This window comes from Rhizobium sp. R86522 (assembly GCF_042466255.1).
Lineage (GTDB): Bacteria > Pseudomonadota > Alphaproteobacteria > Rhizobiales > Rhizobiaceae > Allorhizobium.
In genome coordinates this window covers 4,193,834-4,207,568 of sequence record NZ_JAXHBX010000001.1, presented here as the reverse complement: position 1 = coordinate 4,207,568, position 13,735 = coordinate 4,193,834, and the positions used below count along the sequence as shown (strand labels likewise).

At 61.5% G+C, this 13,735-nt stretch carries 16 protein-coding genes; 4 read left to right on the top strand and 12 right to left on the bottom strand.

Annotation, left to right across the window (positions count from 1 at the left end; translation table 11 throughout):
* Positions 1-6 precede the first annotated feature (6 nt).
* The 7 genes from mdh to sdhC form a co-directional block, all read right to left on the bottom strand.
* On the bottom strand, positions 7-969 hold the full coding sequence (gene mdh / locus SJY08_RS20330; RefSeq protein WP_054150409.1) for a malate dehydrogenase: 963 nt from the start codon (positions 967-969) through the stop codon (positions 7-9).
* 162 nt (positions 970-1,131) lie between these two features.
* Complete coding sequence (zapE, locus tag SJY08_RS20325) at positions 1,132-2,307, bottom strand: cell division protein ZapE (protein ID WP_377277886.1); 1,176 nt, start codon at positions 2,305-2,307, stop codon at positions 1,132-1,134.
* Positions 2,308-2,368: 61 nt separating this feature from the next.
* Positions 2,369-2,893: a protease inhibitor Inh/omp19 family protein gene (locus SJY08_RS20320; protein WP_054150407.1), complete on the bottom strand. Its 525-nt coding sequence runs from the start codon at positions 2,891-2,893 to the stop codon at positions 2,369-2,371.
* 183 nt (positions 2,894-3,076) lie between these two features.
* On the bottom strand, positions 3,077-3,856 hold the full coding sequence (locus SJY08_RS20315) for a succinate dehydrogenase iron-sulfur subunit (protein ID WP_054150406.1): 780 nt from the start codon (positions 3,854-3,856) through the stop codon (positions 3,077-3,079).
* 15 nt (positions 3,857-3,871) lie between these two features.
* Positions 3,872-5,716, bottom strand: a complete 1,845-nt coding sequence (gene sdhA, locus SJY08_RS20310; protein ID WP_054150405.1) for a succinate dehydrogenase flavoprotein subunit — start codon at positions 5,714-5,716, stop codon at positions 3,872-3,874.
* Positions 5,717-5,722: 6 nt separating this feature from the next.
* Positions 5,723-6,103: a succinate dehydrogenase, hydrophobic membrane anchor protein gene (sdhD, locus tag SJY08_RS20305; RefSeq protein WP_054150404.1), complete on the bottom strand. Its 381-nt coding sequence runs from the start codon at positions 6,101-6,103 to the stop codon at positions 5,723-5,725.
* An 11-nt stretch (positions 6,104-6,114) separates the two neighbouring features.
* The gene (gene sdhC / locus SJY08_RS20300; RefSeq protein ID WP_069042870.1) at positions 6,115-6,510 is read right to left on the bottom strand and encodes a succinate dehydrogenase, cytochrome b556 subunit; all 396 of its coding nucleotides are present in this window, start codon (positions 6,508-6,510) and stop codon (positions 6,115-6,117) included.
* A 286-nt stretch (positions 6,511-6,796) separates the two neighbouring features.
* Here sdhC and SJY08_RS20295 point away from each other — a divergent pair, with 286 nt between their 5' ends.
* Positions 6,797-7,156 (top strand): hypothetical protein, encoded by a 360-nt coding sequence (locus SJY08_RS20295; protein ID WP_377277883.1) that lies wholly within the window; start codon positions 6,797-6,799, stop codon positions 7,154-7,156.
* Here SJY08_RS20295 and SJY08_RS20290 read toward each other — a convergent pair.
* Genes SJY08_RS20290 through tsaD form a run of 5 tightly spaced genes read right to left on the bottom strand, consistent with a single transcriptional unit; the run spans position 7,153 to position 10,638 of the window.
* On the bottom strand, positions 7,153-7,797 hold the full coding sequence (locus tag SJY08_RS20290; protein ID WP_377277881.1) for a class I SAM-dependent methyltransferase: 645 nt from the start codon (positions 7,795-7,797) through the stop codon (positions 7,153-7,155). The genes SJY08_RS20295 and SJY08_RS20290 overlap by 4 nt on opposite strands.
* A 7-nt stretch (positions 7,798-7,804) precedes the next feature.
* Positions 7,805-8,236 carry an EVE domain-containing protein gene (locus SJY08_RS20285; RefSeq protein WP_054150400.1) on the bottom strand — a complete coding sequence of 144 codons (432 nt, stop codon included), beginning with the start codon at positions 8,234-8,236 and terminating at the stop codon, positions 7,805-7,807.
* Between the two features lie 5 nt (positions 8,237-8,241).
* Positions 8,242-8,535, bottom strand: coding sequence for a YciI-like protein (locus SJY08_RS20280; RefSeq protein WP_054150399.1), 294 nt, complete (start codon positions 8,533-8,535; stop codon positions 8,242-8,244).
* 22 nt (positions 8,536-8,557) lie between these two features.
* On the bottom strand, positions 8,558-9,547 hold the full coding sequence (locus SJY08_RS20275) for an NAD(P)H-dependent glycerol-3-phosphate dehydrogenase (protein WP_377277878.1): 990 nt from the start codon (positions 9,545-9,547) through the stop codon (positions 8,558-8,560).
* Positions 9,544-10,638, bottom strand: a complete 1,095-nt coding sequence (tsaD, locus tag SJY08_RS20270; protein WP_377277876.1) for a tRNA (adenosine(37)-N6)-threonylcarbamoyltransferase complex transferase subunit TsaD — start codon at positions 10,636-10,638, stop codon at positions 9,544-9,546. Before tsaD ends, SJY08_RS20275 begins: the two co-directional genes overlap by 4 nt.
* Before the next feature lie 73 nt (positions 10,639-10,711).
* Here tsaD and hemC point away from each other — a divergent pair, with 73 nt between their 5' ends.
* The 3 genes from hemC (at position 10,712) to SJY08_RS20255 (ending at position 13,732) form a co-directional block, all read left to right on the top strand.
* Positions 10,712-11,641 (top strand): hydroxymethylbilane synthase, encoded by a 930-nt coding sequence (gene hemC, locus SJY08_RS20265; RefSeq protein WP_377277874.1) that lies wholly within the window; start codon positions 10,712-10,714, stop codon positions 11,639-11,641.
* Between the two features lie 3 nt (positions 11,642-11,644).
* A complete protein-coding gene (locus SJY08_RS20260; protein ID WP_377277872.1) occupies positions 11,645-12,364 on the top strand; it encodes a uroporphyrinogen-III synthase in 720 nt (239 codons plus the stop codon).
* A gap of 90 nt (positions 12,365-12,454) precedes the next feature.
* The gene (locus SJY08_RS20255) at positions 12,455-13,732 is read left to right on the top strand and encodes a mitofilin family membrane protein (protein ID WP_377277870.1); all 1,278 of its coding nucleotides are present in this window, start codon (positions 12,455-12,457) and stop codon (positions 13,730-13,732) included.
* The last annotated feature ends 3 nt before the right edge of the window (positions 13,733-13,735 follow it).

Below are 13,735 nucleotides of genomic sequence, written 5' to 3'. Positions count from 1 at the left end.
TGGCAATTACTTGAGAGCCGGCGCGATGTTGATGCAGGCTTCGCAGAGGCCGGCAACGGCGCCGACAGACTTCTGGAAGGCTTCTTCTTCGGCCTTGTTCAGGTCGATTTCGATGATGCGCTCGACGCCGCCTTCACCGATGACGACCGGTACGCCGACATACATGTCCTTAACGCCGTACTGGCCGGTGAGGTAGGCGGCGCAGGGCAGAACGCGCTTCTTGTCCTTGAGGTAGGACTCAGCCATTTCGATGGCGGAAGCAGCAGGTGCATAATAGGCCGAACCGGTCTTCAGCAGGCCGACGATTTCGGCGCCGCCATCACGGGTGCGCTGGATGATTTCTTCGAGGCGCTCCTTGGTGACCCAGCCCATCTTGACGAGGTCGGTCAGCGGGATGCCGCCAACGGTCGAGTAACGAGCGAGCGGCACCATGGTGTCGCCGTGGCCGCCGAGAACGAAGGCGGTGACGTCCTGGACGGAAACGTTGAATTCTTCAGACAGGAAGTGGCGGAAACGACCAGAGTCGAGAACGCCGGCCATGCCGACGACCTTGTTGGTCGGGAGGCCCGAGAACTTCTGCAGCGCCCAGACCATCGCGTCGAGCGGGTTGGTGATGCAGATGACGAAGGCGTTCGGGGCATACTTCTTGATGCCGGCGCCAACCTGTTCCATGACCTTGAGGTTGATACCGAGCAGGTCATCGCGGCTCATGCCCGGCTTGCGGGCAACACCGGCAGTGACGATGCAAACGTCGGCGCCTTCGATGGCGGCGTAATCGCTCGCGCCGGAAAGCTTGGCATTGAAGCCCTCGACCGGACCGGACTGGGCAATGTCGAGACCCTTGCCCTGGGGGATGCCGTCAGCAATGTCGAACAGGACGATGTCGCCCAGTTCCTTCAGACTGGCGAGATGCGCCAGCGTTCCACCAATCATTCCAGAACCGATAAGAGCGATCTTCTTGCGCGCCATTGTAGACTTCCTTTTGGATCCGCGACCAAGGCCGAGGGCGAGTGTTAGCCTGCCCTTGTGGACAAACCGCATAGCTCCAAAGGGTCTAAACCGCAAACGATAATTTTCGGTGTATCAATTTCAATCGGTTAGAACATAAAATTCTTACGTAAACGTCAAAGATTATGTCACCGAGCCGTCATGATTTTGACGTTTTGACTGGTGCAGCTCCAGATAATCTGCGCTCCGCATTTCGAAGAGACGCGAAACTGTTCGATCAAATTCAAAGCCTTCGGTGCCCTTCTTCTCCGTGAGCAAAGTTTCCGGCATCGCAACGGCAGAGGCGAACAGCCGAACACTGGAGTCGTAGAGCGCATCGATCAGAATGATGAAGCGTTTCGTCTCATTCCGTTTTTCTGGGCCGAGATGCGGGATACCCTCGACGAAGACGATGTCGAAACGCTTGGCGATCGCCAGATAATCGGACGCGCCGAGTGGTCGCTCGCAGAGATCGTGAAAGCTGAAGCGCGCAGCCCGACCGGCGGCCCGCGGGACCGCGATGGCTCTCCCTTTCATCTCGATCGATGTAGGCACCTCCCGGGCACCCTCTGTCACACGCTTCCAGGCGATGTCCATCATCTTCGGTGCGTCATCGAGGGGCGCAATGTAAACCGGTAGGCTCTCCATCTTTTCGAGACGGTAGTCTGTGGGAGAATCGAGCGTCGAGACATCGACGTTCTTTTTCAGCAGATCGACGAAGGGCAGGAATAGCCCACGGTTCAGCCCATCACGATATAGGTTGTCTGGCTCGACATTCGACGTCGCCACAAGCGTGCAACCCCGCGCAAAAAGCTCGGTGAAGAGCCGCGCCAGGATCATCGCATCGGCGATGTCGGTCACCGTGAATTCGTCGAAGCAGAGAAGCTGCGCCTCTTCGCGAAGCGCTTCCGCCACAGGCGGCACGGGATCGGCCTGCTTTGTCTCGCCGGCCTTCAGTTTCTGGCGGTGGGCATGGATACGGGCATGCACATCGGCCATGAACTCGTGAAAATGCGCGCGGCGCTTCTTCTCGATGGGTGCAAGCCGGAAGAACAGGTCCATGAGCATGGTCTTGCCGCGGCCGACGCTGCCATGGATATAGAGACCCTTGATCGGGATCTCTGGCTTGCGTGCCCGGGCAAACATCCAGCCGAGCGCACTCTTCTTGGCCGCCGGCTTGCGCGCCTTCAGCTCCGTCAGGATCCGGTCGAGCTTTTCGGCAACGCCAAACTGGTAGCGGTCGGGCTGAAGTGTTCCCGCCTCCGTCATCGCGCGCAATTGCTCGACGACGCTTAAGCCGTAGTCAGGAACTGGCTGCATGGAGAAAATGTCCCGCCGGGAGGGTGGCCCCGAGCGGGCCACCGCAGGTATAAGAGGAGGTTCAGCGGCTCAGGCTGACCGGCTGGCCGGACGCGGTGCTGCCGTCGAACCGGGCGTCGGCCGTCTTGTAGAGGCTGCCGATGGTGTTGCCGTTGCGGTCCTTGAGGACAACCGACTTACCTGACACTTCCCAGGAACCCATCGCCGTGAGTTCGCCGGCGCAACCGCGGGTGCCGCCACGCGAGCCGCTGCCGAGATTGGTGAGCGTCAGGAACATGTCGCAGCTTGCGCCAGCGCTCTGGACGCGCCAGTTGCCGACCATCGATTCCTTGGTGACGTCAAGCGCGGTTGCCGGCGCGACCGCCGTTCCCACGGCCGCAGCAGTCGTCGCTGGCGCAGCGGGAAACTGGTTGGGATCTGTCGCACCCGGAGGAGGAAGCTGGCCGGACTGCACCGATGGAACCGGCTGGGCCTGCAGCGGAGGCAGGGCGCTGTTCGCAGCATTCATGTTGCTGTAGGATGTACGCTGGCACCCCGCGAGCGCCAGAAGGATGGCTGCTCCGGTGACTGCATGGCTGAATTTCATCATTATACTCCCGCTCTCGCGACCTTTGCCGCAACCTGCCGTACAACTGAGTTTTAGATATGTTACGCGAATATGGTTAATCAAGTTCCATATCACGTTCGATCGATAGCCGGCACTATAAGGATAAATTAAGGCCGCCCGAAACGGTTCCCGGGCGGCCTCTCATTCTTTTGACAATGTGGCTCAGGCGCGACGCTCGACCATCATCTTCTTGATCTCGGCAATCGCCTTGGCAGGGTTCAGACCCTTCGGGCAGGCCTGGGCGCAGTTCATGATCGTGTGGCAGCGATAGAGGCGGAAGGGATCCTCGAGATTGTCGAGGCGCTCGCCGGTCGCTTCATCGCGGCTGTCGATCAGCCAGCGATAGGCCTGCAGCAGCACGGCCGGACCGAGATAACGGTCGCCGTTCCACCAGTAGCTCGGACAGGAGGTCGAGCAGCAGGCGCAGAGAATGCACTCGTAGAGACCGTCTAGTTTCTGACGATCCTCGTGGCTCTGCTTCCATTCCTTCGCCGGAGGCGGGGACACCGTTTGCAGCCAAGGCTCGATCGAACGGTGCTGGGCGTAGAAGTTCGAGAGATCAGGCACGAGATCCTTGACCACAGGCATATGTGGCAGCGGATAGACCTTAACGGTTCCGTTCACCTCATCCATGCCCTTGGTGCAGGCAAGCGTATTCGTGCCATCGATGTTCATCGCACACGAGCCGCAGATGCCTTCACGACACGAACGACGCAGCGTCAGCGTCGGGTCGATATTGTTCTTGATGTAGAGAAGGCCGTCCAGAACCATCGGGCCGCAATCGTCGACATCGATGTAATAGGTATCGATGCGCGGATTGGCGCCGTCATCCGGGCTCCAGCGATAGACCCGGTATTCGCGAACGTTCTTGGCACCGGCCGGCTTCGGCCAGACCTTGCCTTCGGTGACCTGGGAATTCTTGGGGAGAGCGAGTTCTACCATGATGAGGTCCTCAAATCAGTAGACGCGAGCCTTGGGCGCGATCTTCTTGGGATCGATGCCTTCAGCGATGAGCTCGGTATGGACAGGGCGGTAGTCGAGCTTGACGTCACCCGCTTCCGAGACCCAGGCCAGCGTATGCTTGCGCCAGTTCTCGTCGTCGCGACCGCCATACGGACCGGACGTGTAGTCTTCTCGGGCATGCGAACCACGGCTCTCCTTGCGAGCCTCGGCGCCATAGACCGTGGTGATCGCATTGGCCATCAGGTTGTGCAGTTCGAGCGTCTCGACCAGGTCAGAGTTCCAGATCATAGAACGGTCGGTGACCTTGATGTCCGGCAGTTCCTTCCAGATCGCAGACAGACGATTGCAACCGCTTTCGAGCGATTCCTGCGTGCGGAACACGGCCGCATCGTCCTGCATGGCGCGCTGCATCTTGTCGCGCAGCACAGCGGTCGGGGTCTGACCCGAAGCGTGACGCGTGTTGTCGAAGCGATCCATGATCTTGTCGCAGGCGGCAACATTCAGCGCCGGGATCGGCGACGTGCGGTCGATGACCTCAGCAGCCCGGATCGCAGCCGCACGACCGAAGACCACGAGGTCGATCAGCGAGTTGGAGCCGAGACGGTTCGCACCGTGCACCGAGGCGCAACCGGCTTCACCGACAGCCATCAGGCCCGGAATGATGCGTTCCGGATTGTTGGAGTCGGCATTCAGCACTTCGCCCCAGTAGTTCGTGGGAATGCCGCCCATGTTGTAGTGAACCGTCGGCAGAACCGGGATCGGCTCGCGGGTCACATCAACGCCGGCGAAGATCTTCGCCGATTCCGAAATGCCCGGCAGGCGCTCGTGCAGGACGGCCGGATCGAGGTGATCGAGATGCAGGAAGATGTGGTCCTTGTTCTTGCCGACGCCGCGGCCTTCACGGATTTCCATCGTCATGCAGCGCGAGACAACGTCACGCGAGGCGAGATCCTTCGCCGAAGGAGCATAGCGCTCCATGAAGCGCTCGCCTTCAGAGTTGACGAGGTAACCACCTTCGCCGCGTGCGCCTTCGGTGATCAGACAGCCGGCGCCGTAGATACCGGTCGGGTGGAACTGGACGAATTCCATGTCCTGCAGCGGAAGGCCCGCGCGGGCGATCATGCCGCCGCCGTCACCGGTGCAGGTGTGAGCGGACGTTGCAGAGAAATAGGCACGGCCATAGCCGCCGGTCGCGAGCACGACCATCTTCGCGGAGAAGCGATGGATGGTGCCGTCGTCGAGGTTCCAGGCAACGACGCCGGTGCAGCGGCTGCCATCATCAGACATGATCAGGTCGAGCGCGAAATACTCGATGAAGAACTCGGCATTGTTGCGCAGCGACTGGCCGTAGAGCGTGTGCAGGATGGCGTGGCCGGTACGGTCGGCGGCAGCACAGGTGCGCTGCACCGGCGGGCCTTCGCCATAGTTCTGCATGTGACCGCCGAAGGGGCGCTGATAGATCTTGCCTTCCTCGTTACGCGAGAAGGGCACGCCGTAATGCTCGAGCTCATAGACCGCCTTCGGCGCTTCCATGGCGAGATACTGCATGGCGTCAACGTCGCCGAGCCAGTCGGAACCCTTGACGGTGTCGTAAAGGTGCCACTGCCAGCAGTCGGGCGTCATGTTGTTCAGCGAGGCGGCGATACCGCCCTGAGCAGCGACCGTGTGCGAACGGGTCGGGAAAACCTTGGTGATGCAAGCCGTCTTGAAGCCCTGTTCGGCCATGCCGAGCGTCGCGCGCAGTCCGGCGCCACCGGCACCGACGACCACGACGTCGTAGGAATGGTCAACATAGGTGTAGGCCTTGCCGGTCTGGGCGAAGTTATGAATGGTTGCCATGTTGATTTACCCTACGAATGCGATCTTCAAGATGGCGAAAAGACAGAGGCCACCGATCAGGATTGCAAAGAACGTGTTCAGCATCAGAAGCAAAAGCTTGGCGATATCGGCATGGACATAGTCCTCGATGATCACCTGCATGCCCAGCTTCATATGGATCAGTGCCGACAGCACGACCAGAGCCATGACGACGGCAACAAGCGGGTGCGACAATGCGCCAACCACTTCGGCATAGGGCTGGCCGTTGTACATGACCAGAAAGCCGACGAAGAAGAGGATCAGAGGGATGTTGGCGACGGCCGTGACGCGCTGACGCCAGAAATGCTCGGTGCCTTCCTTGGCCGAGCCGAGACCGCGGACCTTGCCGAGCGGAGTGCGCATATCCATGGAATGGTGCCTCAGGTGCGAATGATATAGGCAACGACCCAGACGAGGATCGTCAGGACGACGGATGCGATGATGTTTGCTTTGGCGAGCTTCGTGGAGAAATGCTTGTCGAAGCCGTAGCCGACATCCCACATCAGGTGGCGCAGACCGCCGAGCATGTGATGGATGAGTGCCCAGGTATAGCCGAACAGGATCAGGCGGCCGATGATGGTTCCCATGAACCAGTTGACCCACTCGAAGTATTCGGCGCCCGTTGAGGCTGCCACAAGCCACCAAGCCACGAGGATCGTGCCGAAATAAAGCGCCGCACCGGTGATACGGTGCAGGATCGACATGATCATTGTGGGGATAGGCTTGTAGATTTGCAGGTGCGGCGACAGAGGCCGGTTTTTAGTCACATTCGCCATCTAAACCTCGCGGCGTCTCGATGCGGTCCGAGAGTCCGGACATATTGTTTGCAATGCGTCATAACGTTTGTGGCATTGCATCAGGGGGACGTTTAATCCTCGAAACCCCGGACGACAAGCACATTCGCTTGACGATTTCAATTTAATCGATTCGCGTGAACAGACCTTTAGCGTCCATGCGAACCGCATTCTTCCATACGAAAAAAGCGTTGAGATGGATGACTTTAGCAACCAGTTGCGGCATGTTGGGTTAACGATTTGTTAACTGCGTCCCGGAGGTTGCCGCATGCTAAAGTATGGTTCCGTTTTGACAACTGCGGCCATCGCGCTCATCTCCACCGCCGATGTCGGCCTCGCCGGGGAGCGGCATGACCGAGGCCATGGCCATTACAAATCCCAGGGCCAGGCGGTGATCGGCAGCAACGGTCTTCCGTCTGTCATCCCCGGCATCGGCACCTTCGTTGGCAGCGTCTCGGGGCTGCGCATCAAGGGCAACGGGGTGTTCCTCGCCATCGACAGGGGCTTGAGGCCGCAAGTCATTGCCTATCGTGCGCCCAAGGCGAAAATCATTGAAATTTCTACCGAAAATCCGGATGAGGCCTGCTCGTTCGAGGCCGGTGTCTGCGTGATCCGGCCAAGAAACTAGAGAAATTGCCAGACGGTCGTCTTCTTGATCTCGCTGTCTTCCAGAACGCGCGTGACAGGCACCTCATAGGTCGCCAGCGACTCGAGATTTTCAATCGGGCGATAGCTGCGTCCGGGATCTCCGACCAGGACGAGACATCCATCCTTCGCAGTGGCGCTGAACCAGGCGACCAGCGCCTTCGCAAAATCGCTCTCATAGAAGACATCGCCGGCAAGGATCACGTCGACATCGACGGATCGGCCGATCAGGTCGTCATTGGTGAAATCGATGCTCACGCCATTGAGAGCGGCATTCAGCCGCACCGCACATTTCGCCCAGGGATCGATATCGGCGGCCACCACCGCGGCTGCACCCGACAGGGCAGCTGCAATCGCCACCATTCCCGAACCGCTGGCAAAATCAAGAACGCGTTTCCCCCTCACCGTTTCCGGATGATCGAGGATGTAGCGCGCGAGCCCCTGGCCGCCCGCCCAGGCAAAGGCCCAGAACGGCGGCGGCAGACCGATCGCTTCCAGATCCTCCTCGGTTTTCATCCAGAGATCATGCACCTCGCTTGCAAGGTGCAGACGTATCTCCGGCACATGCGGCGGCGACAGCACGCTGGTGTTTTCGAGGATGAACCGATCAGGATCTGTCTTCACGAGGAGATCAGACGGGCGGATTATCGAGACCGCCCATGCGGCAGACCTCGAAATATTCGTCGTCCGTCACCGGCTGGACCGAGAGCCGCATAGAGGTAACAAGCGCCATCTTCGACAGTTTCTCGTTCGCCTTGACGTCCTTAAGACTGACCGGCTTCGGCATGTCGCAGACGGCGCGGATGTCGACGCAGTCCCAGCGGGCATCCCCCTCGGCGGTCGAATCCGGATGAGAGAGCGCACAGACTTCGACGATCCCGACGACTTCCAGACCCTCGTTGGAATGGTAGAAGAAGCCCTTGTCGCCGATCTTCATCGCCCGCATGTTGTTGCGCGCGAGATAATTGCGAACGCCGGTCCACTCTTCCCCGACATCGCCCTTGGCCTTCTGCATTTCCCAGGACCACTTGAAGGGTTCGGACTTGTAGAGCCAGAATGCCATGCCGTTCACGCCTCCGGATTGTTGAAGACCCAGTTATAGGGCTTGATCTCAACAGTCTCGAACAGGCCGGCCTTGGCATAGGGGTCTTGTGCTGCCAGCGCCTTGGCGGCCTCGATGTCGTCGGCTGCGATGATCAGCATCGAGCCGCAGGGCTTGCCGTCCGCGTCGAGGAACGGGCCGGCGATCTTCAACTGGCCGGCGGCATTGAGCCCGTTCAGCCACTCGACATGCGGCGGACGCGTTTCCATCCGAAGGTTCAGGTGTCCAGGCTTGTCGGCGCAGATGACGGCAAACAGCATCTTTTCTCTCCTCAAGGGTCTCTTATTCGGTGGTGATCGGTCGCGACATCAGTTGGGTGATCGCGGTCGGGATGTCCAGTCTGCCATCGATGATCGCGGCAACGGCTTCCGTGATCGGCATCTCGATCTGGTGACCTTCGGCGAGGCGTGCAGCGACCGCAGCCGCAAAGGCACCCTCCACGAGCGATCCCTGCTGGGAGCCTATGGGTTCGCCCTTGCCGAGCGCAATACCGAAGCGCAGATTGCGGGACTGGTGGCTGGTCGCGGTCAGCACTAGGTCACCGAGGCCTGACAGACCCCGCACCGTATCGCCTCGCCCGCCCATCGCATCGACCAGTCTCGACATCTCAGCAAGGCCACGGGCGATCAGGGCTGCCCGCGCCGAATCACCAAGCCCCATGCCCTCGACGATGCCGCAGGCAATGGCGAGTACGTTCTTCAGCGCGCCGCCGAGCTGCACACCGATCCGGTCGTCCGATGCATAAAGACGGAAGGTCTGGCCGGAGATCGCCTTGGCGAGTTGTTCGGCAAGGGACAGGTCCTCTGCAGCGATCGCCATGGCCGTCGGTAAGCCTTTGGCGATATCAGCCGCAAAGCCGGGGCCAGAAAGCATGGCGATCGGATGGCCGGGAAGAGCCGTTTCCAGCACGTCGGTGAGCAGACGTGAGCTCTGCTTCTCGATCCCCTTGGCGCAGATGACGACCGGCACGCCCGGCTTCAGGTGTGGCCCAAAGGATTCTGCAGCCGCGATCTGCGCCTGGGACGGCATGGCGAAGAGCACGATATCGGCCTCGCCGAGATCTTCCGGCCGTGCGGAAAAGGATAGCGATGCAGGCAATTGAATGCCCGGCAATGCAGCCTCATGGATTCGGCTTGCGGCGAGATCAGCCATGACCGAGGCATCGCGACCGACCAACAGGGCTTCCGCCCTGCCCGTCTGCGCCACCACGGCCGCAAGCGCCGTGCCGAAGGCACCTGCGCCGATCACGGCGATACGCTGCATCCCGCTCATGCCTTGGCTCCCCGCTTGCCGTAGGCAAGCAAGGCCTTGGCATCCTGGTCCAGCGGCCAGCGCGAGCGGGGGGCGACTGCAAGATCATCCGAGGGCATGCCGAGCGCCATGCGCTCCAGGCCTGCCCAGGCGATCATGACGGCATTATCAGTACACAGATGATGCGGCGGCGCGACGAAGCGGAAGCGATGCTCGCCGCAGAGCGTGTCGAGCGTCTGGCGTACTTCCTTGTTGGCAGCCACACCGCCGGCGACGACCAGCGCGGGCTCGGCCACTTCGGGGAATGTTTCCTTGAAGCGCTGCAGGCCACGGCCGATGCGATCCTTCAGCGTGCGCGAAATGGCATGCTGGAAGGAGGCGCAGATATCGGCAATGTCATGATCGGTGACAGGCGCGATGCCTTCTGCCGCCTGACGCACGGCGGTTTTGAGGCCCGAAAACGAAAAGTCGAGACGCGCCTCGCCGACCAAAGGCCGGGGAAAGGCAAAGCGCTTGGGATTGCCCGTGGCTGCGGCCCGCTCGACAGCCGGCCCCCCGGGATAGGGAAGACCGAGCAGCTTCGCTGTCTTGTCGAAGGCCTCGCCGAGAGCATCGTCAATCGTCGTGCCCCAGCGCTCGTAGTCTCCGACGCCCTTGACCAGAACGAGCTGCGTATGACCACCGGAAACAAGCAGCATGAGGTATGGGAAGGGAACGCCATCGGTGAGGCGCGCCGTCAGCGCATGGCCTTCGAGATGGTTGACGGCATAAAGCGGCTTGCCCGTTGCGCGCGCAATCGCCTTGCCGGTCATCAACCCCACAAGCAGGCCGCCAATCAGGCCGGGACCGGACGTGGCGGCGATCGCATCGACTTCGGCGAGCGTGATGCTCGCGCGCTTGAGCGCTTCCTCGATCAGCGTGTCCAACGCATCGACATGGGCGCGGGCGGCAATCTCCGGTACCACGCCACCATAGGCGCTGTGTTCGTCCAGCTGGCTCAGCACGACATCCGCCTCGGTGACGGCCGAGCCGTCAGAAAGCCGCGTAACGACGGCTGCTGCCGTCTCGTCACAGCTCGTTTCGATGCCGAGGATGCGCAGTTTGGATGTCATGGAACCTGTTCATTGATTGCGGTCGCCGAGAAACCGGTCTACGAAATCTGTCGGTAACAACGGACAAGTTCGGATGCAAACAAAACCTTTCCGCATCGGCACGCGGGGCAGCCCGCTCGCTCTCGCCCAGGCTTCGGAGACACGCGCGCGCCTCATGGTCGCCCATGGGCTACCGGAGGAGATGTTCGAGATCGTGGTACTCTCGACGAAGGGCGACCGGATCACAGATCGTGCGCTGTCCGAAATCGGCGGCAAGGGACTGTTCACCGAGGAGCTGGAGGATCAACTTCTCTCCGGCGATCTCGATTTCGCGGTGCATTCCTCAAAGGACATGCCGACCAAGCTGCCGGAAGGGCTTTTCCTCTCGGCTTTCCTGCCGCGCGAGGATGTCCGCGACGCCGTCGTTGGCCGCACGGCTCCGACGCTGAAGCAACTTCCGGAAGGGGCGACCGTCGGATCGTCCTCGCTGCGCCGCCAGGCCCTCATCCGCCGCATCCGCCCCGATATCAAAGTCATCACCTTCCGCGGCCTGGTCGACACCCGCCTGCGCAAGCTTGCCGATGGCGAAGTGGATGCGACGCTCCTCGCCTATGCGGGTCTCCGCCGTCTCGGCAAGCCCGAGATCCCGACCGAACTGCTCGACCCGAACGACTTTCCCCCGGCACCGGCCCAGGGCGCGATTTGCATCGAGAGCCGCATCGGCGATGCAAGGGTCAACGACCTGCTCGAAGCGATCAATCATCACGACACCTTCGATGCGGTCAGCTGCGAACGCGCCTTTCTCGGCGCCCTGGATGGCTCCTGCCGCACGCCGATTGCAGGCCTTGCAACGGTGCAGGGCGACGCAATCCGCTTTGCCGGCATGATCCTGACGCCCGACGGCAGCCGCTGGCATGACGTGGAGATCGAGGGAAGCCGGACAGAGGCTGCCGTACTCGGCGCGAGAGCCGGCGGCACAGTTCGCAGCAAGGCCGGCAGCGACTTCTTCGATAGCTGGAATTGAGGCATGCGCGTTCTCGTGACGCGTCCGGAGCCGGCCTCGGCCAGAACCGCCGCCGAACTCGAACGCCGTGGTCATGAGCCCGTGCTCCTGCCCCTGATGCAGGCGATGCAACAGCCCGAGGCACTCGCCGCCCCTCCCGCGCCCGACGCAGGTTTCCTTGCCGTGACCAGTGCCGAAGCGATGCGCGTGCTGAAAACGCTTCCGGACGATGCAAGACGCCTCTTCCTCGCCCTGCCCCTCTTCGCCGTCGGTCGCGCCACGGCCCGAGCAGCAAGAGAGGCCGGTTTCAAGGATGTTTCGGTTGCCGACGGTGACGGACACTCCCTGGCTGGACTGCTCATCGCGAAGTCGGACCAACATCCGGGCGCATCGATCCTCTATTTGACGGGAACTCCACGCTCTCCAGACTTCGAAGCCAAGCTGCGAGAGGCGGGACGCATGGTGGACGTACGAGAATGTTACCGGATGGTTCCGTCCACCTATCCCGGCACCGCGGTAATCGACAAGCTCACCCCGATGCCGGAAGCAATTCTGGTCTACTCCTCCGAAACGGCAAGGCGTCTCGGGGAGCTGCACGAACGAACGAGCGAAGTGCTCGACTGGCCGCGGACACGCTTTCTCTGCCTGAGTGAAAAGATTGCAGACACCCTGCCGGCAGATTTTCACGCCAGAAGCCGTTGGCCTATGGAACCTCGCGAGGATCTGCTCCTTCTTCTGCTTTGATGCAGTGCCGCGTGAAATGGAACCTCGGGCCTTCCCTTCGCCTTGAGGACTGACTAGGTTTAATCACACGCGCGAAATGAAGAGGTTGCCATGGTTTCCGGAAAGCCACCCCGTCGATCGAAAGCCACCGATGATCCGGTGACAATCGACCTGACCGCTGAGGAAACCAAGTCCGCCGCGGATTCCGGCAATGCCGAGGCCGATGCTCTGCCATCGGATGCCCCTGCCTCGTCTGCCGTCGCGGACGAGCCGACCGCAAGTAACACGGCTTCGAACGACGCTCCGGCTGAAACGCCAGCAGATCCCTGGACGCCCACGCCGGAGCCGACGGCTGAAACCGCCCCTGTCGATGACACGGAAACGCGTGCTGAAACGGCAGCGAAAAGCGAGACAACCACCAGCCGGGAACCGGTTCGCCAGTCCCCTCCGACCTCGACCCTGGTTGCCTCCGGCATCTTCGGCGGCCTCGTGGCACTCGCTCTGGCCGGCAGCATGCAATATGCCGGGATCGTTCCCGGCCTGGGCCCGGAACAGGCGGTCCAGGCTCCAGCCGTGGACACGGCAGAGCTTGACGCGTTGAAGGCCGAAGTCGCGCGCCTGGCGGCACAACCCGCGGCGCCCGCCACCGACCCTGCACTTGCCGAGCGGATAACAGCGCTTGAAACCAGCGTCGCCAATGCGGGCTCCGAGCCGACCGCCGATGCCGCCGCTGTCGAAGCACTCAAGACGCAGCTGGTCGCTGCTGAACAGGCGATCGAGTCCCTGCGTGCGGAAATCGCCAGCAACAAGCAGGCGCTCGACCAGAGCGCCACGCGACTTGATGAAGCCGAGCGCAAGCTGGACGAACCACGCAGCGACGTTGAAATGGCGCGTGCCATCGCCCTTTCCGGTTTGAAGACCGCAATCGATCGCGGCGGCCCGTTCCTGTCGGAGCTCGACGCCTTGAAAAGCGTTTCGCCCGAGGATCCGGCGGTTGCCGCACTCACACCGCTTGCAAGCAACGGCGTACCGTCTCGATCGGATCTGACACGGCAGTTCAACCAGGTGGCGGAAGAGATCCTCGCCGCCATCCACCAGCCGGAGCAAGGCGAAGGCTGGACCGATCGCCTGATGGCGAGCGCCCGCTCGCTGGTCAAGGTGAGGCCCGTCGGCAATGTAGAGGGCGATACGCCGGAGGCCATCGTCGCCCGCGTTGAAAACAAGCTGCAGAATGGCGACCTCAAGGGCGCGGCCCTGGAATGGGAAACACTGCCTGAAGCCGGCAAGGCGGCCTCATCGGAGTTTGCGACAACTCTGAAGAACCGGATCGAGGCCGAGGAGCGGGTAGCCGCGGCGCTGTCTCAGACCGTGGCCGGAAACGGAGGCTGACGC